Annotated in this window: 25 protein-coding genes; 14 read left to right on the forward strand and 11 right to left on the reverse strand. The window is 70.5% G+C overall.

From position 1 onward, the window contains the following. The first annotated feature begins 35 nt into the window (after positions 1 to 35). On the forward strand, positions 36 to 1,586 hold the full coding sequence (gene pdxR, locus D9R14_RS17420) for a MocR-like pyridoxine biosynthesis transcription factor PdxR (protein ID WP_121624626.1): 1,551 nt from the start codon (positions 36 to 38) through the stop codon (positions 1,584 to 1,586). Between the two features lie 407 nt (positions 1,587 to 1,993). On the opposite strand, the gene D9R14_RS17425 is transcribed toward pdxR, so the two are convergent. Next, the gene (locus tag D9R14_RS17425) at positions 1,994 to 2,866 is read right to left on the reverse strand and encodes a LysR substrate-binding domain-containing protein (RefSeq protein WP_170168660.1); all 873 of its coding nucleotides are present in this window, start codon (positions 2,864 to 2,866) and stop codon (positions 1,994 to 1,996) included. 196 nt (positions 2,867 to 3,062) lie between these two features. Between D9R14_RS17425 and D9R14_RS17430 the strand changes: the two genes are divergently transcribed. The 8 genes from D9R14_RS17430 to D9R14_RS17465 all read left to right on the forward strand — a co-directional run bounded on the left by D9R14_RS17430 (position 3,063) and on the right by D9R14_RS17465 (position 10,314). Further along, a complete protein-coding gene (locus tag D9R14_RS17430; RefSeq protein WP_147453057.1) occupies positions 3,063 to 3,827 on the forward strand; it encodes an ABC transporter ATP-binding protein in 765 nt (254 codons plus the stop codon). Further along, positions 3,824 to 4,597, forward strand: coding sequence for a branched-chain amino acid ABC transporter ATP-binding protein (locus tag D9R14_RS17435; protein ID WP_121624628.1), 774 nt, complete (start codon positions 3,824 to 3,826; stop codon positions 4,595 to 4,597). The genes D9R14_RS17430 and D9R14_RS17435 overlap by 4 nt, the downstream gene beginning before the upstream one ends. Before the next feature lies 1 nt (position 4,598). Then, positions 4,599 to 5,462, forward strand: a complete 864-nt coding sequence (locus D9R14_RS17440) for a branched-chain amino acid ABC transporter permease (protein ID WP_121624629.1) — start codon at positions 4,599 to 4,601, stop codon at positions 5,460 to 5,462. A 10-nt stretch (positions 5,463 to 5,472) separates the two neighbouring features. Further along, positions 5,473 to 6,429, forward strand: a complete 957-nt coding sequence (locus D9R14_RS17445) for a branched-chain amino acid ABC transporter permease (RefSeq protein WP_121624630.1) — start codon at positions 5,473 to 5,475, stop codon at positions 6,427 to 6,429. Then, entirely contained in the window at positions 6,429 to 7,013 is a 585-nt protein-coding gene (locus D9R14_RS17450; protein WP_121624631.1) for a carboxymuconolactone decarboxylase family protein, read from the forward strand. Before D9R14_RS17445 ends, D9R14_RS17450 begins: the two co-directional genes overlap by 1 nt. Further along, positions 7,010 to 8,236, forward strand: a complete 1,227-nt coding sequence (locus tag D9R14_RS17455; RefSeq protein ID WP_121624632.1) for an ABC transporter substrate-binding protein — start codon at positions 7,010 to 7,012, stop codon at positions 8,234 to 8,236. Before D9R14_RS17450 ends, D9R14_RS17455 begins: the two co-directional genes overlap by 4 nt. A 228-nt stretch (positions 8,237 to 8,464) precedes the next feature. Continuing rightward, positions 8,465 to 9,796: an LLM class flavin-dependent oxidoreductase gene (locus D9R14_RS17460; protein ID WP_210210870.1), complete on the forward strand. Its 1,332-nt coding sequence runs from the start codon at positions 8,465 to 8,467 to the stop codon at positions 9,794 to 9,796. Next, entirely contained in the window at positions 9,793 to 10,314 is a 522-nt protein-coding gene (locus D9R14_RS17465) for a flavin reductase family protein (RefSeq protein WP_121624634.1), read from the forward strand. Before D9R14_RS17460 ends, D9R14_RS17465 begins: the two co-directional genes overlap by 4 nt. Before the next feature lie 36 nt (positions 10,315 to 10,350). On the opposite strand, the gene D9R14_RS17470 is transcribed toward D9R14_RS17465, so the two are convergent. After that, complete coding sequence (locus D9R14_RS17470; RefSeq protein ID WP_121624635.1) at positions 10,351 to 11,103, reverse strand: hypothetical protein; 753 nt, start codon at positions 11,101 to 11,103, stop codon at positions 10,351 to 10,353. Between the two features lie 290 nt (positions 11,104 to 11,393). Between D9R14_RS17470 and D9R14_RS17475 the strand changes: the two genes are divergently transcribed. After that, positions 11,394 to 12,401 (forward strand): AraC family transcriptional regulator, encoded by a 1,008-nt coding sequence (locus D9R14_RS17475; RefSeq protein ID WP_121624636.1) that lies wholly within the window; start codon positions 11,394 to 11,396, stop codon positions 12,399 to 12,401. Between the two features lie 185 nt (positions 12,402 to 12,586). Here the strand turns inward: D9R14_RS17475 and D9R14_RS17480 are convergent, their stop codons facing one another. From D9R14_RS17480 to D9R14_RS17510, 8 genes are all read right to left on the reverse strand, one after another. After that, on the reverse strand, positions 12,587 to 14,086 hold the full coding sequence (locus D9R14_RS17480) for a 5-methyltetrahydropteroyltriglutamate--homocysteine methyltransferase (RefSeq protein WP_121624637.1): 1,500 nt from the start codon (positions 14,084 to 14,086) through the stop codon (positions 12,587 to 12,589). Positions 14,087 to 14,097: 11 nt separating this feature from the next. Continuing rightward, positions 14,098 to 14,880, reverse strand: a complete 783-nt coding sequence (phnC, locus tag D9R14_RS17485) for a phosphonate ABC transporter ATP-binding protein (RefSeq protein WP_121624658.1) — start codon at positions 14,878 to 14,880, stop codon at positions 14,098 to 14,100. Positions 14,881 to 14,885: 5 nt separating this feature from the next. Continuing rightward, positions 14,886 to 15,719, reverse strand: coding sequence for a phosphonate ABC transporter, permease protein PhnE (phnE, locus tag D9R14_RS17490; RefSeq protein ID WP_121624638.1), 834 nt, complete (start codon positions 15,717 to 15,719; stop codon positions 14,886 to 14,888). Continuing rightward, a complete protein-coding gene (locus D9R14_RS17495; RefSeq protein WP_121624639.1) occupies positions 15,716 to 16,594 on the reverse strand; it encodes a phosphate/phosphite/phosphonate ABC transporter substrate-binding protein in 879 nt (292 codons plus the stop codon). Before D9R14_RS17495 ends, phnE begins: the two co-directional genes overlap by 4 nt. Before the next feature lie 356 nt (positions 16,595 to 16,950). Next, positions 16,951 to 18,570, reverse strand: a complete 1,620-nt coding sequence (locus D9R14_RS17500) for a hypothetical protein (protein ID WP_245420862.1) — start codon at positions 18,568 to 18,570, stop codon at positions 16,951 to 16,953. Between the two features lie 18 nt (positions 18,571 to 18,588). After that, positions 18,589 to 19,125 (reverse strand): hypothetical protein, encoded by a 537-nt coding sequence (locus D9R14_RS23420; protein WP_245420863.1) that lies wholly within the window; start codon positions 19,123 to 19,125, stop codon positions 18,589 to 18,591. 159 nt (positions 19,126 to 19,284) lie between these two features. Then, on the reverse strand, positions 19,285 to 19,647 hold the full coding sequence (locus D9R14_RS17505; protein ID WP_121624640.1) for a DsrE family protein: 363 nt from the start codon (positions 19,645 to 19,647) through the stop codon (positions 19,285 to 19,287). 27 nt (positions 19,648 to 19,674) lie between these two features. Then, positions 19,675 to 19,935, reverse strand: a complete 261-nt coding sequence (locus tag D9R14_RS17510) for a sulfurtransferase TusA family protein (RefSeq protein ID WP_121624641.1) — start codon at positions 19,933 to 19,935, stop codon at positions 19,675 to 19,677. Between the two features lie 311 nt (positions 19,936 to 20,246). On the opposite strand from D9R14_RS17510, the gene D9R14_RS17515 reads away from it, so the two are divergent. Beyond that, positions 20,247 to 20,660, forward strand: coding sequence for a thioesterase family protein (locus tag D9R14_RS17515; RefSeq protein ID WP_121624642.1), 414 nt, complete (start codon positions 20,247 to 20,249; stop codon positions 20,658 to 20,660). A 13-nt stretch (positions 20,661 to 20,673) separates the two neighbouring features. Here the strand turns inward: D9R14_RS17515 and D9R14_RS17520 are convergent, their stop codons facing one another. Beyond that, on the reverse strand, positions 20,674 to 21,642 hold the full coding sequence (locus tag D9R14_RS17520) for a LysR family transcriptional regulator (RefSeq protein WP_121624643.1): 969 nt from the start codon (positions 21,640 to 21,642) through the stop codon (positions 20,674 to 20,676). A gap of 515 nt (positions 21,643 to 22,157) precedes the next feature. On the opposite strand from D9R14_RS17520, the gene glsA reads away from it, so the two are divergent. From glsA to D9R14_RS17535, 3 genes are all read left to right on the forward strand, one after another. Then, positions 22,158 to 23,153 carry a glutaminase A gene (glsA, locus tag D9R14_RS17525; RefSeq protein WP_121624644.1) on the forward strand — a complete coding sequence of 332 codons (996 nt, stop codon included), beginning with the start codon at positions 22,158 to 22,160 and terminating at the stop codon, positions 23,151 to 23,153. 56 nt (positions 23,154 to 23,209) lie between these two features. Continuing rightward, on the forward strand, positions 23,210 to 24,853 hold the full coding sequence (locus D9R14_RS17530; protein WP_121624645.1) for an MFS transporter: 1,644 nt from the start codon (positions 23,210 to 23,212) through the stop codon (positions 24,851 to 24,853). A 178-nt stretch (positions 24,854 to 25,031) separates the two neighbouring features. Continuing rightward, complete coding sequence (locus D9R14_RS17535) at positions 25,032 to 26,498, forward strand: DUF3300 domain-containing protein (protein ID WP_121624646.1); 1,467 nt, start codon at positions 25,032 to 25,034, stop codon at positions 26,496 to 26,498. The last annotated feature ends 36 nt before the right edge of the window (positions 26,499 to 26,534 follow it).

Here is a 26,534-nt window from a genome sequence, read left to right on the forward strand (position 1 = left end):
ATGCTCAGCCTTGGGCGCAAGGAACGGGCAGGCACATGATTCCATTCCATCTCGACCCGTCCGCGGGCGCGACGCTCCAGGAGCAGGTCTACGACCAGGTGCGCGCGGCGATCCTCGCCCACACGCTGGGGCCGGGCGCGGCGCTGCCCTCGACGCGGGAGCTTTCCAGCACGCTCAAGGTCTCGCGCAACACCGTGGTCCTGGCATTCGAGCGCCTGGCGAAGGAGGGCTACCTCTCCATGCGTCCCGGCGCCGGCACCTTCGTGTGCGACGTGCTGCCGGAAGAGTGCGTCGGCCTGTCGGGCAAGCCTTCCTCGGCGTCACCCCCGCCCCGGCCGGCGGAGCCGGCGGTGGTGCATCCGCCGGTGCTGCTGCGTGCCGCGCCGCTGCGCATGGTGCAGACCGGCCCCAACCGCATGCAGGTGGACTTCTGGTATGGCAGCGCCGACAGCCGCAACTTTCCGCTGAGGGAATGGCGGCAATTGCTGGTGGAGAATCTTTCGCGCGCCTCCGGCAACCTCTCCGGCTACGGGCCGCCGGAAGGCGCCATCGAGCTGCGCAGCGCCATCGCCCGCCACGTCTCCGCCAACCGCGCCATCCCGGCCGAGCCTGACCAGGTGTTCATCACCGCCGGCGCGCAGGAGGGCTTCAACCTCATCAGCCGCCTGTTCGTGCAGCCGGGGGTGCGGATCGCGGTCGAGGACCCCTGCTATGCCGGGGCGGCGCACGTCTTCATGAGCTATGGCGGGGCGCTCGTTCCGGTGCCGGTGGACGGGCACGGCCTGTGCACCGACTATCTGGACGGCTGCGGCGCGACGCTCGCTTATGTCACCCCCTCCCACCAGTTCCCGACCGGCGCCACCCTGTCGCTCGGCCGCCGGCGCGAGCTGCTGGCCTGGGCGCGCAGCAGCGGCGCCTATGTGGTGGAAGACGATTATGACAGCGACTTCCGCTATGACGGCGCCCCGCTGGCGGCGCTCGCCGGGCTCGATGCCAACACCTCGGTGATTTATCTCGGCACCTTCTCGAAGTCGGTCGGGGCGGGCATCCGCACCGGCTACATGGTGGTGCCGAAGCAGCTGGTGACGCCGCTCCGGCAGGCCAAGAGCCTCGCCAATTACGGCCACCCCTGGATCGACCAGATCGTGCTCGCCGACTTCATCGACCAGGGCCGCTTCGCGCGCCATGTGCGGCGCATCCGCCAGACCTACAGCGAGGCGCGCCAGGCGCTGGTGGAGAGCCTCAACACCCATTTCGGCCCGGCGCGCATCAGCGGCGCCGATGCCGGCATGCACGTGATGTGGACGCTGCCGGACCATTTTCCGCCGGTGCGCGAGGTGGCGCAGATCGCCGCCGACGCGGGGGTCGGCATCTACACGCTGGAGGCGGCGGGCGCGCACGAGATCGTGCCGTTCCGCTATCCCCGCGCGGTGGTGCTGGGCTATGCGGCGCTGAGCCCGGAGGCGATCCGCAAGGGCATCGCCCGGCTCGCCACGGCGCTCTCGCGGGCCGGCGTCGACCTCGCCCCCCGCTTCGTGCGGCTGCGCCTGCCCGGCGCCCTGGCAGCGCCCGGGCCGCAGCGATAGGGGCGCGGCCCCAAGCGATATGGCGCACGGCGCGGGCCGGCACCTCCGGCCCCCGCCACTCCCCCACGGTCATCCCCCGCCTCGTGCGGGGGATCTACGCGGCGGCCAGGCCGGCGCCCGCCATGTCGCGGTGGAGCATCCGGCCCGGTGGATGGCCCGGACAAGCCGGGTCATGACGGCGGGTCGGGGCCGCTGACGGCACCTCACGCCCCGCCGTTGTCCCCACCGTCATCCCCGCCACATGCGGGGGATCCACTCTGCGGCCGGGCCGGCGCCCGCCGTGTCGCGGTGGAGCAAGCGGCCCGGTGGATGGCCCGGACAAGCCGGGCCATGACGGCGCGTGAGACACCGTGCACTGCGACCGCAGCGATAGGCCGCGATGGGCCATCTCGAAGCGACCGTATTCCTCAGCGCCCCGCGGAGACGTCGCGGCGGATGTGGGCGGCGAGATGGTCGGCGGCGGGCGAGCCGCCGGGATGGCGCTGCCACAGGATCAGGTCGACGCTCTCCAGCGCCGGCAGGCCGCCCGAGGGCGGCAAAGCGGCAAGGCCCGGCGTGCGCACCGACTGGGCCAGAACGCACACCGCCGCGTCCGCCAGCGCCATGGCCTGGAGCCCGGCGATGCTCTCCGAGATGCAGGCGATGCGCCAGCGCCGGCCGATGCGGTCGAGCGCGGCGAGGGCGAAGTCGCGATAGAGGTTGCCGTCCGGCAGCATGGCGAGCGGCAGCGGATCGGCGCGATGTGCGGTGCCGCCCTCCGCCCCGAGCCAGACCAAGGCTTCCGGCCGCAGCACCGTGCCGATGCCCACCCGCGGCGCCACACCGGGCATGCGGGTTGCGATGGCGACGTCCACCAGCCCGTCGGACATGTCCTCGGCGAGCTGGCGCGAGAGGGCGCAGCGCACCGTCACCTCCACCGCCGGATAGCTGGCGCGGAAGCGCGCGAGCGTCTCCGGCAGCAGGAAGGCGGCGTAGAGGTCCGGGCAGCCCAGCGTCACGCGCCCCTCCACCTCGTCGGCGGCGAGGCGCAGGCGCGCCTCCTCGTCGAGCCGCAGCATGGTGCGGGCGTGGGGCAGCAGCATCTCGCCGTGGCGCGACAGGCGCAGATGCCTCAGGTCCGCCTCGAACAGCGGAAACCCGGCCGCCTCCTCCAGCCGGCGGATCTGCAGGCTGATGGCGGGCTGGGTCCGGTTCAGCCGCCGCGCGACCTTGGTGACGCTCTTTTCCTCAACCAGCAGCACGAACGTGCGCAGCAGGCCGATCTCCAGGCTTCTCGACATGGCTTGATAAATAAAATTAGGCTTTGTGCAAAGCAATATAAATTTGATTTCATCACTCATACTCGATCTAATTTGGATCGTGAACAGATCATCTGTTCAATTCTTCATCAAACTCTTCGGATTTGATGCATATCAAAAAGGCGCCCTGCCTACGGAAGAGGCATTTCCGGGGCATCGCCGCGGGAGACGTGCCGCCTTGGAACCCTTCCTCGATGTCCGCGGACTGACCCGGCGCTATGGCGGCGTCGCCGCCCTCGACGATTGCAGCGTGGATCTCGCGCGTGGCCAGGTGACCGGCCTCATCGGCCCCAACGGCGCGGGCAAGACCACCCTGCTCAACGCCCTGACCGGGCTCGCCAAGCCCGATGCCGGAACCGTCACCTTCGAGGGCGAGGACGTGACCGGCCTTGCCGCCCACCGCATGGCGGCCAAGGGCGTGGTGCGCTCGTTCCAGATCGTGCGCGAACTCGGCAGCCTCACGGTATTCGAGACCCTGCTCATCGCCCCGCCGCACCAGGCGGGCGAGACGCTCGCCGGCGCGCTCCTGGCGCGGCCGAAATGGTGGGCGCAGGAGCGCGCCAACGCCGCCGAGGCCCGGCGCCTGCTGGAGCGCGTCGGCCTCATCAAGCTCGCCGACCAGCCGTCCGGCATGCTCTCCGGCGGCCAGAAGAAGCTGCTGGAGGTGGCGCGCGCGCTGCTCATGCAGCCCAAGCTCATCCTGCTGGACGAGCCGGGCGCCGGCGTCTCGCCCCCCTTGCGCGAGGAGATCATCCGCCTGGTGCGCGAGTTGAAGGCGGAGGGCCTCTCCTTCGGCATCGTCGAGCACGACATGCACCTCGTGGAGGAGGTGTGCGACCGGGTGCACGTGCTGGCGCAGGGCCGCGCGCTGGTGTCGGGCACCTTCGCCGAGGCCACCGCCGACCCGCGCGTGGTGGACGCCTATCTCGGGGTCGCCGCATGAACGCGCACGCCGCCGCCCCGCCCCCCGCTTCCGCCCTCGACGATCCGCGCGACCACGCGCTCGCGGTCGCCGGCCTGCGCGCCGGCTACGGCCGCGGCGGCGACATCGTCTGCGGCATCGACATGATCCAGAAGCCGGAGACCATCGTCACCGTCATCGGCCCGAACGGCTCCGGCAAGTCCTCCTTCATCAAGACGCTGGCCGGCCTCCTGCCCGCCCGCGCCGGCCGCATCGAGGTCACGGGGCGCGACATCACCGCCCTGTCGCCGGCGCGGCGGGTGGCGGCCGGACTTGCTTATGTGCCGCAGGAGGCGAACGTGTTCGCCTCCCTCACCATCGCCGAGAACCTCAAGCTCGCCACCGAGTTCATCCGCGGGCGCGCCGGCGTCGGGCCGGGCCAGCGCGAGCGCGTGCTCGCCCTCTTCCCCGAGCTCGGCCAGCGGCCGAAGACGCTCGCCGGCAACCTCTCCGGCGGCCAAAGGCAGATGCTGGCCTTCGCCTGCGCTTTGCTCGCCAATCCGGAAGTGCTGCTGCTGGACGAGCCCTCCGCCGGCCTCTCGCCGAAGATCGTCGGCGAGACCATGGAGGCGGTGGTGCGGGTGCGCGAGGCCGGCGTCACCGTGCTCCTGGTCGAGCAGAACGTCGCCGCCGCCCTCGCCATCGCCGACGAGGTGGTGGTGCTGGTGGCGGGCCGCCTCAGCCTGCGCGCCAAGGCGGGCGACGTGAAGCAGGCGGACCTCGCCGGCCTCTTCTTCGGCAAGGAGGCCTGAGATGGTCGCGCAGCTCTTCCTCAACGGCCTCGTCACCGGCCTCCTGCTGGCGCTGCCGGCCCTGGCGCTGACGCTGATCTTCGGCATCATGCGCTTCGCCAATTTCGCGGTGGGCGCGCTCCTCACCCTCGGCGCCTATGCGGGCTATCTCGCCAACGTGACCTTCGGCCTGCCGCTTCCCATGGCCGCCGCGTTCGCGGCGCTGGTGGTGGGGCTTGCCTGCGTACTCTGCGACGAACTGGTGTTCGAGCGCCTGCGCGAGCGCGGCTCCATCACGCTGCTGGTGGCCTCCATGGGCGTGTCGCTGGTGATCGAGAACATCTGCCGCTTCGCCTTCGGCAATGCGGCGCGCAGCTTCGACCTCGCGGTGGCGCGGCCGATCCGCTGGAACGGCATCCGCATCAATTACGAGCAGATGACCACGGCGGGCGTGGTCGTCGTCGCCCTCATCCTGTTCCACCTGCTGCTGAGCGCCTCGCCGCTCGGGCGCGCCATGCGGGCGGTGGCGGACAACCCGTCGCTCGCCGCGGTGCGCGGGGTGGAGCGGCGCACGGTGGCGCGCATCACCTGGATGCTCACCGGCGCGCTGATCGGCATCGCCGGCGTGCTGGCCGGGCTCGACCGCGCCATCGATCCGCTCATGGGCTGGAACTACCAGATCCCGATCTTCGCCGCCGCCATCCTCGGCGGGCTCGGCAGCCCGCTCGGGGCGGTGGCGGGCGCGCTGCTGATCGGCATCGCGGAGGAGATGTCCACCCTCGTTCTGCCGCCCAGCTACCGCCAGATCGTCAGCTTCAGCGTGATCCTGCTGCTGCTCCTGTTCCGCACCAACGGCCTGTTCGGCGCCAAGGCCGTGCGCAAGTGAGGGCGCGCTCATGATCTCCTATCTCGTCACGGTCGTCATCTTCGTCGCCATCGCGGCGCTGGTGGGCCTCGCGCTCAACCTGCAATGGGGCCTCGCGGGCCTCGTGAACTTCGGCGTCTCCGGCTTCGTCGCGCTCGGCGCCTATGCGGTCGCCATCACCGCCCCGCATGTGGGCTGGCTCGCGGCCATGGCGTTCGCCGCATTGATGTGCGCCGGCCTGTCCATGCTGCTGTCGCTGCTCACCATAAGGCTGGAGGAGAACTACCTCGCCATCGTCACCATCGGCTTCGGCGAGATCGTGCGCATCCTGCTGCTGAACGAGGGCTGGCTCACCGGCGGCGCGCTCGGCATCTCGGGCATTCCGCGCCCGTTCGCCGGCATGACCCCGGCCGGCTGGGGCGACGGGGTGATCCTGGTGTTCGCGGTGGTGCTGGTGACGGCGGCGTTCGCCTTCAGCGAGGCGCTGGTGCGCTCGCCCTTCGGCCGGGTGCTGCGCGCGGTGCGCGATGATCCCACGGTCACCGCAGCGCTCGGCAAGCCGGTGCTGGCGCTCAGGGTGCGCGCCTTCGCGGTGGGCGGGGCGATCATGGGCCTCGCCGGGGCGCTGCACGCCTTCTTCCTCACCTATATCGACCCCTCGCAGTTCACCCCCATCATCACCGCCTATGCCTTCATGGCGGTGATCGCCGGCGGGCGCGGCTCGAACCTCGGGCTGATCCTCGGCGCCGGCTCGATCATGCTGATCCTGGAGGCGACGCGCTTCCTGAAGGACATCATCCCCTGGATCGACGGGGTGCAGCTCTCCGCGCTGCGGCTCGGCATGATCGGGGTGGGCATCGTCCTGATGCTGATCCTGCGCCCGCAGGGCCTCGTGGCGGAGCCGAAGCGCCGCTACGGCGAGTTCTTCCCGAAGGACGCCGCCGGCCCCGCGCCGAACCGCGCCCTCGCCGAGGGAGGCAAGGCCTGATGCCCCGCGTCACCCCCCTCACCGCGGCCGACCTGCCGCCCGCCAGCGCCGCGGTGTTCGAGGCCTTCGCCGGCGGCTATGCCGACTTCCGCGACCAGGCGGCGGTGCTCGCCCACGTGCCGCCCGCGCTCGACCATCTCTACCGCATGCTCATGGAGCTGCGGGCGCGGGAGAGCGTGCCGTTCCGCTACATCGAGCTGGCGGTGGTCACGGTCTCCAAGCTCAACGCCTGCCCCTATTGCGTCTCGCACCACACGCCTCTGCTGGCGGTGGAGGGCATCCCGGCGGAAGCGGTGGCGGCGCTGCCGTCGAGCGCGCATCCCGCCTTCGACGACGCCGACCGGGCGGTGATCGACTATGCCGGCCTCGTCACGACGCGCGCCTGGGGCATCCGCGACGCCTTGTTCGAGCGCCTGCGCGCGCACTTCTCCGAGAGCCAGATCGTCGAGCTGACGCTGCGCAGCGCGCTCGCCGGCTTCTTCAACCGCTTCAACGACGCGCTCCAGATCGACGACGGCGCGGCGGAAGCCCTGCTCCATCTCCACCCGACACAAGACCAACCATCCAGAGGAGAACAGCCGTGAGCCCGAAATTTGCGCCCTCCCGCCGCCAGGTGATGGCAGGCCTTGCCGCTCTGCCCGCCGCCGCCTTGCTGCGCACCCCCGCTGCCGCGCAGGCGGCGGACGTGCCGCTCGGCATGGTGCTGCCCTTCTCCGGCGCCACCGGCCCCTACGGACCGGACATGAAGAAGGCCGCCGAACTGGTGGTGAAGCAGGTGAACGACGCCGGCGGCATCCTCGGCGGACGCAAGCTGAAGCTGTTCATCGAGGATTCCGAGACCAACCCCACCGTGGGCGTCACCGGCACCAAGAAGCTCTTGGAGGTGAACAAGGTGGAGCTGGTGGGCGGCTTCTGGGGCAGCCCCATCGCGCTCGCCGCCAAGCCCATCATCCTCGCCGCCGACAAGGTGCAGATGGTGTCCTGCGCCGCCAACGCCGTCACCGACGGCGACAACAAGGGCATGGTGTTCCGCTTCCAGGCGAAGAGCACCTCCTGGGGCCCGGCCGGCGCCAAGGTCATGAAGGATATCGGCGCCAAGAACGTGGTGGTGCTGGCGCAGCAGAACCCGTTCGTGGTGGCGATGATCGAGCCCTTCAAGGCCGAGATGGAGAAGCTCGGCGGCAAGGTCTCGCAGGTGGTGATGTACAATCCCGACCAGCCCTCCTACCGCTCCGAGGTGGAGAAGGCGTTCGGCGCCGACCCGGACGCGGTGTTCTGCCTGTCGCTGCTCACCGACTTCGTCTCGATCGCCAAGGAGGTCTATCGCGGCGGCTTCAAGTCGAAGATCGTCTCGCTCTCCATCGGCGCCGATGCGGAGGGCAAGTTCCTCCAGGCGGTGGGGCCGGAAGTGGCGAACGGCATCTACCATATCCAGCCCGCCCCGCCGCTGGACTCGCCCGCCTACAAGAAGTTCGTGAAGGAGATGGGGGCGCCGGCCGGAACCGTGTTCCTGTTCGCCGGCAACGCCCACGACCAGATTTGCGCCACCGCTCTCGCCATGGAGCACGCCAAGTCCTCCGAGGCGAAGGTGTGGGCGAAGTCCGTGTTCGAGGTCTGCAACCCGCCCGGCGAGGAAGTGGACGACGTGGTGAAGGGCCTGGAGATGATCCGCGCCGGCAAGAAGATCAAGTTCGTCGGCGCCGGCGCGACCTGCGACTTCGACGCCAAGGGCGACCAGATCAACCGCTCCTTCCTGGTCCAGGTGGTCAAGAACGGGAAGAACGAGATGGTCGGCGTCATCTCCTGACCGACTGACGTCCACAAGACAGCCGTCATCCCCCGGCTTGTCCGGGGGATCCACTGCGCGACCGGGCCGGCGCTTCGGCTTCCGGAAGCAGGGTGAGCGGCTCCGTGGATGCCCCGGACAAGCCGGGGCATGACGAGCGAAGCAGAATGACTTTCACACCAGCGCGCCCGGGCCTCCCGGGCGTGAACCGAAAAGCCTTGCCCGCATCGGGACGAGGGAGGACCAGCCATGCCCAAATCAACTTCGCCCAAACACATGCATCTGTGCGGATTTCTGATCGCCGGCCCGGTGGTGCACAGCCACGCCATCTGGCGCAACCCGGCGCACGAGACGCCGTTCCTCAGCCTTGCCCACTATGCCCGCATCGCCCAGTTGCTGGAGCAGGGGTGCTTCGACTTCCTGTTCTTCGCCGACCGGCTCGCCATCGCCGACCGCTATGCCGACAGCCATGTGGCGGGCATCCGCCACGGCGACCAGGATTCCACCCGCATGGACCCGCTGCCGATCCTAGGGGCCATGGCGGCGGTGACGCGGCACATCGGCCTCGGCGGCACGCGCTCCACCACCTATGACGCGCCCTACAACATCGCCCGCGAGTTCGCGACGCTGGACCACATCTCCGGCGGGCGCGCGGCCTGGAACGTCGTCACCTCCATGAATGACGGCGAGGCGCTGAACTACGGCTCGGTGCCCCATCTCGGCCACGACGAGCGCTACGACCGCGCCGACGAGTTCATGGAACTGGCCTTCAAGCTCTGGGACAGCTGGGACGAGGACGCACTGATCCTCGACCGCGCCGCCGGTCTCTATGCCGACCCCGACAAGGTGCACTACGTGAAGCACGAGGGCCGCTGGTTCCAGTCGCGCGGGCCGCTCAACATCCCGAGGAGCCCGCAGGGCCGGCCGGTGATCGTGCAGGCCGGCTCCTCCGGGCGCGGCAAGCGCTTCGCGGCGCGCTGGTCCGACATCATCTTCGCGCTCCAGCCCAATATCGAGCGTATGAAGGTGTTCAAGACCGACGTGGACGCCGCGCTCGTCGACGCCGGCCGGCCCGGCGGCAGCAAGGTGCTCATGGCGGTGATGCCCTTCATCGGCACCACCCGCGCGGAGGCGAACGAACTTTTGGCGCTGCACGACAGCCTCGCCGATCCGGTGGCCGGCCTCTCGACGCTCGCCGCCCACGCCAACATGGACTTCTCCGGCCTGCCCATGGACGCGACGGTGAACGAGATCGCCGCCTCCGGCAGCCAGGGCAACATCGCCGCTCTGCGCTCCATCACGCCGGATGGCTCCATGACCATCGCCGAGGCGGGCGGCGTCTATGCGCGCGGCGTGATGTGCCCGCGCCTCGTGGGCACGGCCGAGGACGTGGCGGACGAGCTGATCGCCATCATCGACAGCGGCGCGGCGGACGGGTTCGTGGTGTCGCCCGCCTTCCTGCCCGACACGTTCGAGAGCTTCGTCGGCGCCGTGGTGCCGATCCTCCAGGCGCGCGGCTACCTGCGCTCGAACTATGCGGGCGGCATGCTGCGCGACATGGTGAAGGGGGGCGCGCAATGAACGCCGCCGCGCGGCCGTTCGCGGTCCACACCCCGGCGGTGGACGCGGCCGCCTTCAAGGCCGGCATGCGGGCGCTGGCGTCGGGGGTGACGGTCATCACCTCCTGCGCCGACGGGCGACTCAACGGCATGACCGCCACCGCCGTGTGCAGCGTCAGCGCCAGCCCGCCGCGGCTTCTGGCGGTGGTGAACCGGGAGGCCGCGTCGCACGGCCTGATCGAGCGCGGCGCGGCGTTCGCGGTGAACATCCTGGCGCACGACCAGGACCACGTTGCCGCCCGCTTCGCGCAGCGCCTGGAGCGCCCGTTCGAGGGCCTCGCCTACGCGCAGGGGGAGACCGGGTGCGCGCTCTTGGACCGGGCGGCGGCGAGCCTGGAATGCCGGCTGCACGAGCGCCACGACGCCGGCACCCACACCATCTTCATCGGCGAGGTCATCGCGGTACGCGCCGCCGAGGCGGAGCCGCTGCTCTATTTCAGCGGCGCCTACCGCCGGCTTGCGCCGCACGCTCATGGGTGAGGCGGGCTACGAGCGCCCGCCTCCCAGATCCGCCGCTCAGTAGCAGGGCGGATAGGGGTAGTAGCCGCAATAGGGCGGGTAGGCGCGCGGCACCGAGGCCGCCGCCGCCGCGGCCGTCCCGGCCACCGCCGCCCCGGCCACGAAGCCCGCCGCGGCGGCGCCGGCCGCCGGATAGACGGGATGGGCATACCAGGCGCCGTGATAGACCGGCGCATGGTAGTAGCCGCCCACATGGACCGCGCCGCCACCATAGGGGCCGCGCACCGCCCATGCGTCGATGAACACCGCCACCGGGCCGCCGGCGGTGAGCGTGCCTTCCAGCACCTTGACGTCGAAGGTCAGCGTCGTGCCATCGAGCTTCGGCGCCTTCAGCACCACCACCACGTCCGACACCTCGCCGGGATTGGCGCCGAGCACCGAGACGGTGGCGTTGGGCGGATCGGCCGCGAACGAGTCCTTGCCCTCGTCCCACTGCATCAGGAACTGCTTGAGCGTCTCGTGGCCGGCGGCGCGCACCGGGCGGTCGGCGAACACGATGGTGTTGGACGCGACGCCGGTGAGGGTGAGCTTGGTGCCTTCGAGCTTCGCGCCGGCGGCATTGAGCACCGCGAGCGAGGGAATCGGCCTGTCGATGTGCGGCACGCCGATCGCCTTCTGCAGCGGAACGTGCTGTGCCGGCTGGGGCTGCTGCTGCGCCTCGGCGGTGCCGCACGCGAGCATGGCCAGCGCCGCCGCCAGCCCAAGCGCCGAGGTTTGGAACCGGGCCGCGATTGAGGTCTTTTCGGTCATCGGGATCTGCCTCGGATGAGCGGGCACCGCGAGGCGGGCCGCTGGGGGGAACGCGGGGACAATGCCTGAAGCCCGGCCGTGGGAGAAGGGCCGGCCTCATCACGTCGCCTTGGGGGCCGGCCGCGCAGCACGGATGGCGCGGCACCGGCTTCCGCCCTGACGGACCCGGTGCCGCGCCGCGGCGCCCTGACGCCGCAACCCGTATCCCGCAACCTGCTCTTGCCCCGCCCGCTTTGGTTAGCCTATGACGCAGATCAAAGCTTGCCATTCGAGGACAGGGGGGCCCGAAAGTGCTGCGCACGCCCTTGCAGCGGGTGGGTCCGCTCGCGCTCCTGCCGGCGGTACTGAGCGAATGGGGCGTCCCGCTCGACGCGGTGTTCACGGACGCCGGGATCGCGCCGCAGGACCTCGTCCCCGACGCGCGGCTGCCCATGCCCGCTCTGGTCGGCCTGCTGGAGCGCGCCGCCCGGCTTTCCGGACGCGGCGATCTCGGCCTGAGGCTCGGCGAGCGCGCAGACCACCGCATGCTGGGCCTGGTGGGCGAGATGATGACGCGCGCGCCGACGCTGGGCGACGCGCTGCGCGACTATGTGGGCCTGCAGATCGGCTATTCCCGCAGCGCCACGGTCTATCTCCAGCGGCTCGGTGACCATGTGGCCATCGGCTACGGCATCTATGACGGCCCCTCGCCGGGCGGGCGGCAGATCTACGACCTCGTCACGGCCGTCGGCTGCAACATGATCCGCGCTCTGACCGCGGGCAAGGCGCAGCCGGTGCGGGTGCTGCAATGCTGCCGGCCGCCGCGAGACGGGTCGGCCCATTCCGCCGTGCTTCGGGTGGGGGTGCAGTTCGACCAGGAGCAGACCTGCGTCATTCTCGCCGCCGCCGACTTGGCCCTGCCCTTGCCCACCGCCCACGCCGCCGAGCGCACGCGCCTGCGCGACCTCGCCCGCGCTGCCGCGCGCGGCGACCTCGACGACCTCTCGGCGCGGGTGCGCCATGCCCTGCGGCCGCGGCTGATGACCGGCGAGGCCGGACGCGACCAGGTGGCGCGCGAGCTGGCGGTCAGCACGCGCACCCTGGCGCGCCAGCTCGCCGCCCGCGGCACCACCTTCGAGGACATCAAGGACCAGGTGCGCGGCACCGTGGCGCGCGAGCTTCTGGCGCTCACCGAACTGCCCGTCGGCCGGGTGGCCGAGGCGCTGGACTACACCACCCACAGCGCCTTCGATCACGCCTTCCAGCGCTGGACCGGCACCACGCCGACGCGCTGGCGCGCCACCCAGAGCGAGGCCTGAGAGCCCGTCGGGCGATCCGAAAGGGGCAGGGCCGCGGCCACCGCCGGCATGCCCGGGCTTGTCCCGGGCATCCACGCGGTGGAGCCGGGAATGGCTTTCGCCCGGCGCCCCGAGCGATTGGGCGTCATGGCCGGGACAAGCCCGGCCATGACGTGGCTCAAGGATCTGCGGGAGCTCCGGGCCCCCTACCGCACCCGCGCCACCGCGGCGGCGATGGCGCCGAGCTTGTCGGTGGCTGAGCCGGTGCAGCAGATGGGATTGTCGGCGAAGGTGGCGAACCCGCAATCGGGGTGCAGCAGCACCCGCTCGCGCCCGAACAGGTCGATGGCGTGGGCGATGCGGGCCGAGACCGCGTCCACCTCTTCCACGTGCGGGTCCTTCTGGTTGACCACGCCGACGCCGATGCGGGCGTCGTCCGGCAGCGCTTTCAATATCTCCATCTCGCCTGCGCGCGGGGTGCACATCTCCAGCAGATAGGCGCCGACCCTCACCTGCGCGAGCGTCGCCACCAGCGGCGCGTAGGAGCCGGAGAGCGCGACGCTCTCGTCCGGCGTCCAGTTGCCGCGGCACACGTGGAGCGCCGTGCGTTCGCGCGGAAAGCCGTCGAGCACCGCGTTCAGCAGGTCGCGGGCGAACGCCAGTTCCTGTTCCGGCGCGAGCGATTCGGAGAGCGCGCCGCACATGAAGGAGCGCTTGCTCTTGGCGCCGGAGAATACCACTTCGGACAGCACAGGCTCGTCGAGCTGCACCAGGGCCGCGCCGGCATCCATCAGCTCGGCCAGCTCCTCGCGCAGCACGCGGACGATGTCGGCGGAGAGCTCTTCCCGGCTGTCATAGGCGCGGTCGGAGATGCACTCCATCCACATGGTGCGGGTGAGGAGATAGGGGCCGGGCAGCGCCACCTTCACCGGCTTTTGCGTCACGGTGCGGGCGAAGTCCACCTCGTGCGCCACCAGCGGCCGCGAGCGCGCGAGGCGGCCGAACACCGCCGGGTGGCGCACATCCCCGGCCGGGATGTCGAGGGCGCGCAGCTCGGCCTCGAACTCCTCCGGATGGTCCACCAGCGGCAGCAGGTCGGTGAGCGGAATGAGCTGGCAATTGTCCAGCCGGCTGGCGACGAAGCTGGCATAGCTGTCGCGGCGCTGCTCGCCGTCGGTCACCACGTCGACGCCGGCCTTCTCCTGGGCGGCGATGGCGAGGCGCACCGCGTCGTCCGCGGTCTCTTGGAACGCGGCCTCCGGCAGGCGGCCCTCCACGTAAGCGTGCATGGCGTCGATCATCCAGCGCGGGCGCGGCCAGGAGCCGATGCCCATCACCGCCAGCGCGGGAATGGCGGGCGCCGCCACCGGCACGCGCGCCGGGCGCGGCGCGGCGGGCACGCTCATGGCCGGCGCGGCGACCGGCGGCGGCGCCGGGGCGCGCTCCTCCAGCCGGCCCTTGCAGACCAGGAAGGAGCGCTGCTTCCCCTCCTTCAGGAACGACACCAGCTCATTGCCGGTGAGCCGGCACCAGGCGGGCAGGTCGTCGTCGACGGAAATCTCGGTGGAGCGGATCTCCAGCAGCCCGCCGCGCGGCAGCGGGTCGATGTGCCGGCGGATGAGCAGCAGCAGCCCGTTGCCGCAATCAAGGTCGCCGCCATCGAAGGCGACGTCGGGGGCGTGCGGGTGGGAAGCGGTCTGGTCCATGGGTCCTGCCTTCAGAATTTGCCGGCGCCGGCCTCGGCGCCGTAGAGAGCCGCGAACGCCGCCTCGTCGAACCGCGCCGCCGGCACATCGGTCACGAGGCGGCCGTGGGAGAGGCCGACGATGCGGTCCGCATAGGCGCGGGCATAGGGCACCTGGTGCAGGCTGCAGACGATGCCCACGCCCTCGCTGCGGGCGATGCCGCGCAGGAGCTCCAGCACCCCGGCCGAGGCGGCGGGGTCGAGGCTCGCCACCGGCTCGTCGGCGACGATGAGGTCGGGCCGCTGCGCCAAGGCGCGGGCGATGGCGCAGCGCTGCTGCTGGCCGCCGGACAGCGTATCGGCCCGCTGCAGCGCCTTGTCCAGCAGGCCGACCCGGTCGAGGCACTCCAGCGCCAGCAGGCGGTCGGCGCGCGAGAAGCGGCGCAGCAGGCCGCGCCAGGCGGGCACATGGCCGAGCCGCCCGGCGAGCACATTGTCGAGCGCGGTCAGGCGGCTCACGAGGTTGAACTGCTGGAACACCACCGCCACCCGCCGGCGCGCCCGCCCCTTCACGGCGGCGATGTCCACGCCGCCGATGCGCACCGCGCCGGCATCGGGCGCGAGCAGGCCGGTGAGGCAGCGGAACAGCGTGGTCTTGCCGGCTCCGCTCGGGCCGAGCACCGCGACGAACTCCCCCGCATCGACGCTGAAGCTGACATCCTCGATGGCGGCGCGGCCGTCGAAGCGCTTGGTCACGCCGCTGGCGGTCATGCGCACCGCGAGCGGCGCCGGCGGGATGTGGGGCTGCTGGTTCATGCCGCTCACACCAGCTTCTTGCGCAGCCAGCCGGACAGCTGGTCGAGCGCCATCACCACCACCAGGATCATGGCGATGATCGTGAACAGGCGCGGGAAATCCAGCAGGTCCATGCTGTTCTTCAATTCCTGGCCGATGCCGCCGGCACCAACCACGCCCAGCACGGTGGAGGCGCGCACGTTGAACTCCCACCAGAACAGGGTGGTGGAGAGCATCACCGGCAGCACGTCCGGCACCAGGGCGTAGGCGATGGTGGTGAAGCGCCCCGCCCCGGTGGTGCGCACCGCGTCGAACGGGCCGAGATGGACGTTCTCCATGTGATCGGCGAAGAACTTCGCCATGCTGCCCCAGGTGTGCAGCGCGATGCCGAGAACGCCGGCGAACGGGCCGAGGCCCACCGCCGCCACGAACAGCAGCGCGAACACGAAGGAATCGATGCCGCGCAGCGCGTTGAGGAACCAGCGCACGGGATAATAGAGCGCCGGCCAGGGCGTGATGTTGCGGCTGGCGAGGATCGCCATGGGGATGGCGAGCAGAGTGGCGAAGGTGGTGCCGAGCGCCGCCATGGCCACCGTTTCCGCCGTGCGCAGGGCGAACAGCGGCAGCTCGGTGAGATCGGGCGGCCAGGCGCTGGCGATCCAGCGGCCGAGCTTCGGCAGCCCAGTCGCGAGCTTGGAGAGATCGATCCCGGCGAGGTTCCACGACACCGCGTAGAAGGCGAGGATCAGCGCGCAGAACAGCCACAGCCGCATGCGGCGGAGCGAGAAGCCCCGCCGCATGGCGTCCATCTGGTCGAGCGTCCGCTCCGCGGGGCTCGCGGTGGCGGCGGCGCGCGTCATGCCTTCGGCTTGATCTTGCCGACGGCGATGCCGGCCTTCTCGATCATGTCGTAGGAGGCGTGGGTGGCGGGAACGAAGCCGGTATAGCGGGCCGGCAGCAGGGACTTCGCCTGTTCCTGGGTGATGGCGGTGAGGATCTGCTGCACCCTGGCGCCGAACTCCTTCGGCGCGCTGGCCGCGACGGCGATGGCATCGTTCGGCAGCGGGTCGGAGGTCCAGATGATCTTGTTGGCATCCTCCTTCATCCGCCCGGCGGCGATCATGGCGTTGCGGTTGCGGTCGAAGTCGGTGGCCATGTCCACCTGGCCGCTCGCCACCGCCACCTCGTTGGCGGCGTGGGTCGCGCCCTCCGAATACTTCCAGAAGGTCTTGGGATCGATCTTCCAGACCTCCTTCGCGTAATAGCTCGGGATCAGCCAGCCGGAGGTGGAGCCCACATCGGCGAACGACATGGACAGGCCCTTCGTGTCGTCCGGGAACTTCGTGACCTTCAGGTCCGGGCGGCCGACGATGATGCCGTAATAGATCGGTTTGTCGTCATACTTCACCGTGGCCACCGCCTGGCAGTTGGTGGCGTTGTTGGCGATCACGTAGCCCCACGGGCCCATCCAGGCGAGGTCGAGCTGGTCGGAGCCCATGGCCACCGCCATGCCGGCCCAGTCGGTGGTCGCCACCAGGTCGAAATCGGCGCCCAGCTCCTTCGCGAGATGGGCGAACAGCGGCATGTAGGCCTTCTTGGTGTCGGTGGGATTGGGCAGCAGCGGCCCGACCCCGAAGCGCAGCGTCTTCTTCGGCTGGGCGATGGCGGGCGTGAACAGCGTCGTGGCGATAAGGCCGGTTCCGGCGGCGATGAAGGTGCGGCGTGTCTGGCTCATGGTCCCCTCCCCTTTGGCATTGGCCCGATCGGGCGGTTGATGGCGGCGCGACTGCCCGCCGTGCGTCCGGCCTCCCCGAGGCAGGGAGGCGCGCGCCGGCCCCGCCCAAAGGCCGGGAACAGCTTCCCTCCTGTGTCCACGCGCCGGCCCGCCAGAGGCCCGGACCGGCTCCCCTCCCCCTTGTGGGGAAGGGTGAGGGGGCGGGGGCCGCGTCCCCTTGGAGATGGTCGCGGAAGCACGCCCGCACGGTCCGAACACCCCCACCCCTGCCCCTCCCCTCAAGGGGGAGGGGTGGCCTTTGCACCAGGGTTCGGGACGGCTTGGGGCGGTCCCGAACCCCCTTCCCCAAGCCGCGCTCAGCCGGCCTTGCGGCGGCGGCCGATCTCGAAGCCGATGGCGCCGGCGCCGATGGCCATGACACCAACGGCCAGGATCAGGGTCGGCGAGAACGACGCCTCGGCGGGCTTCGCCACCGCCGCCACCGGCGGATGCGGGGCAGGGGCCGGGGCCGGCGCGGCGGCGGCCGGCTGGGCCGGGGCGCCGTCCTTCGGCGCGGCGGCGGCAGCGGCGGTTTCCATCCGCACCATGGCGTCGTAGTTGCGCGCCAGCATGGCGCGGCCCACGTCCTTCAGGATCGCCTGGCCGGCGACGCGGCCCTGGCCGAGCACGAGGTCGACATTGGTCACGCTCGGCCCGCCGAGGTCCACCGAGCGGTTGCCCTTGGCATCCTCGATGCGCCAGGAGAGGACGTTGTCGCCCTCCACCTTGTCCACCACCACGCGGAAATAGCCCTCCGGGCCATCCACCTTGGTGCCGGGCTTGAGGCGGATCTCCTCCTTGTTGACCAGCATGAACCCGAAATTGTGCCCGGTGGGGCAGCCCACGGGATAGACCGCGAAGCGCGGGTCGCCGGCGAAGTCGTCGCCGTACTTCAGGCTGTAGGCGCCGCCATAGACCTTGAGGTTCGCCTTGTCGCCCTCGAAGGCGCTGGGCCAGGGCGACAGGAACGCCACCATGTCCGCGTCCTCGAACACCAGCGCCTTGCGGGCGGCGGTGTCCTCGATCAGCAGTTCGTTCTTCACCGGGCCGAGGGTGCGGGTGCCCGTCACCGTGTCGCCGGAGAGCAGTTCGAGCGTCACCGTTCCGGCGGAGGGATCGACCGCGGCGACGCGCACCGTGCGGTTGCCCACCTTCCAGCTCTCGCCGGCGCCGGCGAGGCCGGCAAACACCTTGTCCTGCGCCAGCAGGATACGGTCCATGCGCACCCCGCTCAGCCAGTCGAAGGTGATCTGCTTCGGCGTGATCTCGCGCGCCTTGCCCTGGTTGTAGAGCTGGGCGAAGCGGTCGCCGAACCAGCCGGTCTCGGTGGCGGAGAAGGCCGGGGCGCCGAACGCCCATTCCCAGTCCGTGCCGGCGATGGTGCGCACATGGACGGTGTGGTTGGCCATCTTCTCGTGGCCGACCGTGGCGTAGTAATTGTAGACCTGCCCGCCCACCGCGACGCTGCCGCCGGCGGGGATGGTCACGTCCTTCTTCACCACGATGGTCATGTCGTAGTCGACATAGGTCGGCAGGCGCGAGAGCACGGGCAGCGGCTCGCCGCGCAGCGCCACCTCGCCGCCCCAGGTGTCCTCCATGAAGACGAGGCCGCCGGCGGGGATCACCACCTCGCCGTTCTCCACCCGGCTCTTGCGGATGAAGACGGCGTCGAACTTCGGCGGCTTGCGGCCGAAATCGTCGGTCACAACGCGCGCCTGGGGCAGGCCGGGCAGGCCCGGCACATAGGCCGGCTTCACCGGCCGGTCCGCCAGCAGCGAGAAGGGCGGCGGGGGGATGTCCTTGTCGGCGATCGGATGGGCGAGCGGCCAGCCGGGCTTGGCCGGCGTGAGCAGCGCCGCGTCGTCGGCGGCCGCGGGAGAGGCGAGGGCGACGGCGAGCGCGGCGCCGCATAACAGGGTCGGGAGCAAACGGGGCATAAGGGTGTTCCTCCGGATCTAGCTTTGGTTATGGGCGAGCGCCCCGTCCGCCCGCCGCGCCGGCAGCGGGCAGGTGGCAAGGCGCCGCGAGAGGTAGAGCGTGCCCCAGAAGGTGAGCAGCGCGGTATTGAGCGTCAGCAGCCATTTCGGCACGTCCGCCAGGACGCTGCCGGCGATGCCGAGCCCCACCAGCGAGAGCACGGGGGCAAGGCACGAGATGCACAAAGCGGAGAGCGCCAGCACCCCGCCGCCCGCCGCCATGCCGGCCCCCGCCGCCCCGCCCCGGCGCCCGGCGACGAGCGCGAAGGCGAGGAAGGCGAAGGCGAGGCCGACCGTCGCGGCGGTGAAGTATTCCTGCTTGCGCATGAAGCTGACCGCGAACGCCTGGCTGCGCTCATAGGTCAGGGTGCCGGCGGAGACGAATTCGTCGGCAAGGAAGCCGCACTCCTCCGCCGCCGCCGCGGTCTGCGGCATCTCGAACACAGCGTAGCTCAGCGCCACGTAGCCGAGGGCGGCGGCGAGGAAGACCGCGATCATGGTGCGGTAGGGAATCATGCGGCGGAGCTCCGTTCGCGACACCCGGCACCGGGACCAGGCCGGGACCGGGGAGATTGCGCGGGATTAAGCGGGACGTCCCGGGACCAGGCCGGGATCACGCCGGGACGACCGGCGCGGAAGCGGCGGGATCAGGCCGGTCCGTCCCGCCGCGGCGAGTCAGTAGGAGATGGAGGGGGCGCCCTCGCCCATGAACTCCACCAGCTTCGCGCCGCCGACGATCTTGGCGCCCGCCACCAGGTTGTTCTCGTCGAGCCCCCGCTTCTTGAAGCAGGGCGAGCAGACATAGATGGTGCCGCCGGCCTCGGCGAAGGCGCTCATGAGATCCTTCAGCGCGGCGAACCCCTCCTCGTGGATGTCGTCGGAATAACCCTTTTGCGACAAGCGGGTCCCCTCGATGGAGAGGAACACCACGGTCTCCTTGTCGGAGGCGACGGCGGCGTTGGCGATGACGAAGCCGACGGTCGCCTTGTCGGTATCGTTCTTGGCGCAGCTGATGGAGACGACGAACTTTCCGGGCATCTTTCTTCTCTCCCTCTTTGGGTGGCGTCAGCTCCAGTCGGTGCGGGAGCGGATCCAGAATTGGTGGGTGTCAGGATCGTGATGAATCAAAGGGTTGCGGGTCATGCGGCACCAGGCCGGCAGGTCCTCCGGGGCGCCGGAATCGCGGGCGGTGAGGCGCAGCACCGCGCCCGGCATGGCCTTGAGGCGCTGCCGCAGGAAGATGACCAGCTCGCCGCAGCCCATGTCGGCGGCGTCCCACTCGTCGCTCGCGCCGAAACGATCGGCGCGCCCATCGCGCTCGGCCATGACCTTCCGTCCCGCAGTCGGCACGGGCCCGCAGGGGCGCCGCGCACGGTTCCGCTTCTGTCGTTCTATCAATGGGATAAGGAGCCGACGGCCGCCTGTGACGCCTGCAGGTTTCCACTGCAGAAGACCAGCCCTCACGGGGCATGGCGATGGGGGCGCGTCATTGCTCGCGGGCAGACTAGGGCTCCGCTTCCCGCGACGTCAAGGCAGTGCGGTACAAATGGACCGGCAGCCGCGCGCGAAGACTTACTTGCATTAGTGAACTGAAATTGCCATCCTCACGGCAGGCTGACGCTCCGGAGGCATGCGGAATGATCGTGGTAGGCGCCCGCACCCGGCGCCGCGTCGTGGTGGACGATGCGCGCGCAATCACCTTCATGGGTCCCACACTGCGGGTCTACGGCACCCCCAACATGCTCTACGACGTGGAGATGGTGTGCCGCGACATGCTGCTGCCCATGCTCGAAACCGGACATGACAGCGTCGGTGCCCAGGTCCGCCTGGTCCATTCCGGCCCCGCTTTGATGGGCGCCGAAGTCGACGTGGAGGCGGAGATCACCGGCGTCGACGGGCGGCGGGTTTCGTTCGAGGCGGTGGTGCGGACGGAAGGCGCCATCATCGGCACGGTCGCCCACCAGCGCGGCGTGGTCGAGGTCGCCCGGCTCCAGGCGCGGGTGGACGAGATGCGCGCGCGCCTCGACGCGCCGCAATCCTGCGCCGACTGACGGCGCGCCGCGCTCAGGCCTTGGCCTCGGCCCTGACTGTCTCGGCCAGTTCGCCGAGCAGCCACTGAAGGCCGCCATCGCGCTCGGCACGCTGGTGCCAGATCGCCTCCACCGTCGCCTCTAGCGGCGCATGCGGCATATCCAGCGCCGCGTGCGCGCCCGCGGCCACGAGGCGCCGCGCCACGCGCTCCGGCAGCGTGGCCACCATGTCCGTGCGCGCGAGAATGTCCCCGACCGAAGCATAATGGGGCAGCGACACCGCCACGTGCGCCACCGGCGCGCCGTCGGCGTCCGCCTCCATGAGCAGGCGGTCGATCCAGACCCGGCGCCAGACGCCGCGATCGTCGACGAAGCCGCCCAAGGCCTGGTCCCCGGCGCCGAGCAGCTCGACCACCACGAAGGGATAGGCGAACAGCGCCTCGCGCGTCACCGGCCGGCCCGCGAGCGGATGTCCGCGGCGCACCACCAGGGCCTCGTGGTCGGTGAGAAGGGGCATGCGCCGCACCCGCTCCGGCAGATCGGCGAACCATCCCACCACGAGGTCGAGCCGGCCCTCGTCGAGCTGCTGCACCACGTCGAGGCGGCTGTAGGGGAAGATGCACAATTCGATCTGCGGCGCGCTGCGCGCCAGGCGCGCGATGAGGCCGGTGAGCACCTCGCTCGTGCCGTACTCGCTGGCGGCGATTCGGAACGTGCGCGCCGCCTCGGCGGGCACGAACGGCCGCGCGACGATGGCGTCCTCGATCCGTCCCAGCCCCTCGCGGATGGCGGGAGCGATCGCCAGCGCCCGCGGCGTCGGCACCATGCCGTCTTCGCCATAGACGAACAGATCGTCTCCCACCGCGAGGCGCAACCGCGCCAGCGCATGGCTGACCGCCGACGCCGTCACGCCAAGGTCCTTGCTGGCGCCGCTGACGCTACGGGACTGCATGATCGCCTCGAATACACGGAACAAGTTCAGATCAACTCGCTTCAGCGACATGCCGACGGCCTATGATTGGAATTCATCGCCGAGCTGAGGCAAATTCAGCGTTTACGGCTCAGCTTCACATTGGCATCTTTCGGCCGCGAGCGAAACACGGACGGCGCGGCGCTCCAGCCGATTCGTCCATTTTAGCAACCCTCTAACCGCTGCCCTCCCGGGCGGCGCGCCGGGAGAGAGAACCGGGCGATGGAACGTGGGGGACCGAACCCGCGAACCGGACGTCTGGGCGGCGAGGCGCATGGCGGTATCATAGTATAAATTGGATGTAAGCGCGCTTTCGACTTGCCGTCGTCCCAGCCAATTTCGTGCCTTACCGGATATTCTATTGCACTGCAGCATAAACCGCGAATGGCCCAAGATTTCACCCGATGATTTTCTTGAGACTTGGCGCCTCAAGCCTTAGGCTTGTGCGCAATATGTTGGGCGCCCTCAGCGGCCCGCGCCCAGCAGGACAGATAGTCGCGTAACGCAAGTCTCCTCCGAATGTGAGACGCAAGAGCAGGAAGCCGCCCATGTTCCGAGACGAGGATCTGCCCTCCCCCGCCTACATCTCCACGGGCCGCCTGCCGGACCCGGCGGAGATCGACCGGCTGATCCAGCGCGCCTATGCGCGGTTCAAGGATCACCAGGAGGGCGAGAACTCGAAGGTCTATCCGGCCATGGAGCGCGTTCCGCGCGACCTGTTCGGCATCTGCGTCGCCGGCACCAGCGGGCGCATCTACGCCGCCGGGGACGTGGACTACGAATTCTCCATCATGAGTGTGTCGAAGCCCTTCATCTTCGCGCTTGTGTGCGGCCTGATCGGCCCTGCCGAGGCGCGCGCGAAGCTCGGCGCCAACGCCACCGGGCGGGCCTTCAACTCGCTCGCCGCCATCGAGGCGATGCCCGGCGGCGTCACCAACCCCATGGTCAATCCCGGCGCCATCGCCACCACCAGCCTCGTTCCGGGCGCCGATTCCGACGAGAAGTGGGCGTTCATCCATGGCGGGCTCTCGCGCTTCGCCGGCCGCTCACTGCCGCTGAACGAGGAGGTCTACGCCTCCGCCATCGCCACCAATTTCCGCAACCGCGCCATCTCGCGCATGCTCCAGAGCGTCGGCGCCATCTATTGCGACCCCGAGGAGGCGACCGAGCTCTACACGCGCCAGTGCTCGCTCAACGTCAGCGCCCGCGACCTCGCGGTGATGGGCGCGACGCTCGCGGACGGCGGCGTGAACCCGGTGACGCGCGAGCGCGTGGTGGAGCCGGACGTGTGCCATTACGCGCTCGCCGTGATGGCCACCGCCGGCCTCTACGAGACCTCCGGCGACTGGCTCTACGAGATCGGCCTGCCGGGCAAGAGCGGCATCGGCGGCGGCATCGTCACCGTCTCGCCGGGGAAGGGCGGCCTCGGCACCTTCGCGCCGCCGCTCGATGGCGCCGGCAACAGCGTCAAGGGCCAGCTCGCCGCGCGCTACCTCTCCCAGCACCTCGGCATGGACCTGTTCGTCTCCCGCCCCGAGGACTGACCGCCGACGGCGCCTTTCCAGCACAACAAGAACTTGATTTCAGAAGGAAAACGCCAATGTCCAACACCACGGCGGCCGGCCCGCACACGGGCCAGGAGGTCAAGGATTCCTGGGTGCCGATGATCGCCATCGCGCTCGGCCAGGTGCTCATGTCGTTCAACGTCGCCTCGCTGCCGGTGGCGCTCGGCGGCATGGTGAAGAGCTTCAACGTTCCGCCCACCACCATCGCCACCGGCATCGTCATGTATTCCATGCTGGTGGCCGGCTTCGTCATGCTGGGCGCCAAGCTCAACCAGCGCTTCGGCGCGGTCCGGGTGTTCCGCGCCACGGTGCTGCTGTTCGGCGGTGCGCAGGTGCTGATGACCTTCGCCCCCAGCGCCACGTTCATGATCACCGCCCAGGGCCTGTCCGGCGCCGCTGCGGCGGCCATCGTGCCCTCGCTGGTGGCGCTGATCGCCGAGAATTATCGCGGCACCCAGCAGGCGACCGCGCTCGGCGCGCTCGGCTCGGCGCGCGCTGCGGCGGGCGTCGCCGCCTTCCTGATCGGCGGCGTGCTCGGCACCTTCATCGGCTGGCGTCCGGCCTTCGGCATCCTGATCGCGCTCTCGGCGATCGTGTTCGTGCTCAGCTTCCGCCTGAAGCAGGACCACGGCCGCCCGGAGGTGCAGATCGACCTCGTGGGCGTGGTGCTCGCCGCCGCCGCCATCGTGCTGATCTCGTTCGGCTTCAACAATCTCAACCGCTGGGGCCTCGCGGTGGCGACGCCGGCCGCCCCGTTCAACATCGCCGGCCTTTCGCCCGCGCCGGTGTTCATCGTGGTGGGCATCGTGCTCGGCCAGCTGTTCGTGCGCTGGACCAAGCGGCGCCAGGAGGCGGGCAAGACGCCGCTGCTGGCGCTCGAGGTCATCACCTCGGCCAAGGAGCGGGCCGCGGTGATGGCGATGTTCGCCGTGGTGGCGCTGGAGGCGATGCTGAACTTCTCGGTGCCTCTCTACATCCAGATCGTCCAGGGCCGCTCGCCGCTCGCGACCGCCATCGCCATGATGCCGTTCAACCTCACGGTCTTCTTCTCGGCGATGCTGATCGTGCGCTTCTACGACCGGCTCACCCCGCGCCAGATCGGCCGCTACGGCTTCATGCTGTGCACGGTGGCGCTGGTGTGGCTCGCCTTCGTGGTGCGCAACGACTGGAGCGCCGGGCCGGTGCTGATCGGCCTCGTCCTGTTCGGCATCGGCCAGGGCTCGCTGGTGACGCTGGTGTTCAACGTGCTGGTCACGGCCTCGCCCAAGGAACTGGCGGGCGATGTCGGCTCGCTGCGCGGCACCACCAACAACCTCGCCGCGGCGGTGGGCACGGCGGTGGCCGGGGCGCTGCTGGTGGGGCTGCTCTCCACCATCGTCCTCGGGCGGGTGGCGGCGACGCCGACCCTCACCCCCGAGGTGCAGGCCATGGTGAACCTCGACAGCATCAACTTCGTCTCCAACGACCGCCTGCGGACGACGCTGGAGACCGCCGGCGCCACGCAGGAGCAGGTGACGGCGGCGGTGGCGGTGAACGCCGAAGCCCGCCTCAGGGCGCTGAAGATCGGCCTGCTGCTCATGGCCGGCATCGCATTGCTCTCGATCATTCCGGCCGGGCGCCTTCCGGACTACAAGCCGGGCGAAATTCCCGACCCGGATACCACGCCGCCCGCCAAATGAGGCGGCGCCTGCCGGGGCGCCCGATCCCCCGCGGGCGCTCCGGCAGGACCTGTCCGAGCCGTTGCCATGGCGAGACTTCGCCGTGGCCTGCACGGCGCTGGGCACCTTTTGCCGTCCCAAGCGTTGTGTCTCCTGCCCGCCGTGCTCGGTGGCCGGGACTGGAAGTCTGGAGGTAATCGTGGCCGTCACAGGCAATAAGCGCTGCTCGCCGATTCGTGCGGGCAAGTTCGGCCGGGTCCTCATGGCGAGCGTGTTCGCCTGGTCCACGGCCGCCTTCCCCATCGCCGCCGGGGCGCAGACGCCGCCGGCCGAGCCGCAGGCGCAACCTCCCGCGCCGCCGCCCCCGCCGCCGAGCGCACCGGTGCCGCCGCAGCCGCCCGAGGCGGCGGCCAATGCCCAGCTCTATTCCATGACCGACCTCGAATACATCTTCGCGCCGATCGCGCTTTATCCCGATCCGCTGCTGGCGATCCTGATGCCGGCCGCCGCCTTCCCCGACCAGATCGTCGCCGCCGACAAGTGGATCGAAGGCAATCCGCGGACGGTGGCGGCGGGCAACTTCGCGGCGGTCGACAAGAAGCCCTGGGATTCGTCGGTGAAGGCGCTGGCGCGGTTTCCGGACGTCATCGCCCAGCTCGCCGATCACATGGAGTGGGCCGAATCCATCGGCTTCGCCTTCGTGAACCAGCCGCAGGACGTCTCCAACGTCATCCAGATGCTGCGCGCCAAGGCGGAGAAGGTGGGGAACCTGAAGACCAACGAGCAGCAGGTGGTGTCGACCCGGCAGAGCGGCGGGCGGGAGGTGATCTACATCGCCCCCGCCAATCCCGAGCGCATCTATGTGCCGGTCTATGACAGCTCCAGCGCCTTCACCACCTTCGCCACCGGGGCGCTGCTGTTCGGCACCGGGGTGGCGGTCGGCTCCTACTGGAACAACCGCTGGGGCTGGAACAACCGTGGCTGGAACACCGTCTGGGTGGTGCCGCCGGCCTGGCGCCGTCCGCCCCACTGGGGCTGGGGTCCGGGAACGCGGCCGCCGGCCTGGGGGCCGGGACCCTGGCGTCCGGGCCGCCCCAACGTGCCGCCGCCGAACCGTCCAGGACGTCCGGGCCTCGGTCCCGACCGACCGGGCATCGGTCCCGGTAGACCGGGCGTTGGTCCCGGACGACCCGGTCTAAATCCCGATCGACCCGGGATGCGCCCGGACCGTCCCGGCGTGCGGCCGGATCGTCCCGGTCGTCCCGATCGTCCCGGCGCTGGTCCCGACCGTCCGGGGCGTCCCGACCGTCCGGGGGCGCGTCCGGATCGTCCCGACCGTCCCGGCGCCCGGCCCGATCGCCCGGCCGCCCGTCCGGATCGTCCGGCGACGCGTCCGGATCGCCCGGCCGCGCGGCCCGGCCAGGGCAACCGGGAGGGAGCGCGCCAGCGGCCGCAGCGCAACGTGCAGCCGCAGCGCAATGTCCGCCCCCAGCAGACGCGGCCCAACCGGCAGGTGCAGCCGAACCGCCAGGTGCGGCCGCAGCAGCGGGCGCGGCCCCAGCAGGTACGTCCGCAGCAGCGGCAGAACGTGCGCCCCCAGCAGCGGGCGCGACCGCAGCAGAACGTCCGGCCGGCCCAGCGGGCCCGGCCGGCGCCCAACCGTTGACACAGGGGCCGGGCGGCGCCCGGCCCTCCTGCCCCG

This window comes from Xanthobacter tagetidis (genome assembly GCF_003667445.1).
Lineage (GTDB): Bacteria > Pseudomonadota > Alphaproteobacteria > Rhizobiales > Xanthobacteraceae > Xanthobacter > Xanthobacter tagetidis.

Coding starts and splice junctions, on each gene's coding strand:
- pdxR (WP_121624626.1), top strand. CDS start 36: ATGATTCCATTCCATCTCGACCCGTCCGCGGGCGCGACGCTCCAGGAG.
- D9R14_RS17425 (WP_170168660.1), bottom strand. CDS start 2,866: ATGTCGAGAAGCCTGGAGATCGGCCTGCTGCGCACGTTCGTGCTGCTG.
- D9R14_RS17435 (WP_121624628.1), top strand. CDS start 3,824: ATGAACGCGCACGCCGCCGCCCCGCCCCCCGCTTCCGCCCTCGACGAT.
- D9R14_RS17440 (WP_121624629.1), top strand. CDS start 4,599: ATGGTCGCGCAGCTCTTCCTCAACGGCCTCGTCACCGGCCTCCTGCTG.
- D9R14_RS17445 (WP_121624630.1), top strand. CDS start 5,473: ATGATCTCCTATCTCGTCACGGTCGTCATCTTCGTCGCCATCGCGGCG.
- D9R14_RS17450 (WP_121624631.1), top strand. CDS start 6,429: ATGCCCCGCGTCACCCCCCTCACCGCGGCCGACCTGCCGCCCGCCAGC.
- D9R14_RS17460 (WP_210210870.1), top strand. CDS start 8,465: ATGCCCAAATCAACTTCGCCCAAACACATGCATCTGTGCGGATTTCTG.
- D9R14_RS17465 (WP_121624634.1), top strand. CDS start 9,793: ATGAACGCCGCCGCGCGGCCGTTCGCGGTCCACACCCCGGCGGTGGAC.
- D9R14_RS17470 (WP_121624635.1), bottom strand. CDS start 11,103: ATGACCGAAAAGACCTCAATCGCGGCCCGGTTCCAAACCTCGGCGCTT.
- D9R14_RS17480 (WP_121624637.1), bottom strand. CDS start 14,086: ATGGACCAGACCGCTTCCCACCCGCACGCCCCCGACGTCGCCTTCGAT.
- phnC (WP_121624658.1), bottom strand. CDS start 14,880: ATGAACCAGCAGCCCCACATCCCGCCGGCGCCGCTCGCGGTGCGCATG.
- phnE (WP_121624638.1), bottom strand. CDS start 15,719: ATGACGCGCGCCGCCGCCACCGCGAGCCCCGCGGAGCGGACGCTCGAC.
- D9R14_RS17495 (WP_121624639.1), bottom strand. CDS start 16,594: ATGAGCCAGACACGCCGCACCTTCATCGCCGCCGGAACCGGCCTTATC.
- D9R14_RS17500 (WP_245420862.1), bottom strand. CDS start 18,570: ATGCCCCGTTTGCTCCCGACCCTGTTATGCGGCGCCGCGCTCGCCGTC.
- D9R14_RS23420 (WP_245420863.1), bottom strand. CDS start 19,125: ATGATTCCCTACCGCACCATGATCGCGGTCTTCCTCGCCGCCGCCCTC.
- D9R14_RS17505 (WP_121624640.1), bottom strand. CDS start 19,647: ATGCCCGGAAAGTTCGTCGTCTCCATCAGCTGCGCCAAGAACGATACC.
- D9R14_RS17510 (WP_121624641.1), bottom strand. CDS start 19,935: ATGGCCGAGCGCGATGGGCGCGCCGATCGTTTCGGCGCGAGCGACGAG.
- D9R14_RS17515 (WP_121624642.1), top strand. CDS start 20,247: ATGATCGTGGTAGGCGCCCGCACCCGGCGCCGCGTCGTGGTGGACGAT.
- D9R14_RS17520 (WP_121624643.1), bottom strand. CDS start 21,642: ATGTCGCTGAAGCGAGTTGATCTGAACTTGTTCCGTGTATTCGAGGCG.
- glsA (WP_121624644.1), top strand. CDS start 22,158: ATGTTCCGAGACGAGGATCTGCCCTCCCCCGCCTACATCTCCACGGGC.
- D9R14_RS17530 (WP_121624645.1), top strand. CDS start 23,210: ATGTCCAACACCACGGCGGCCGGCCCGCACACGGGCCAGGAGGTCAAG.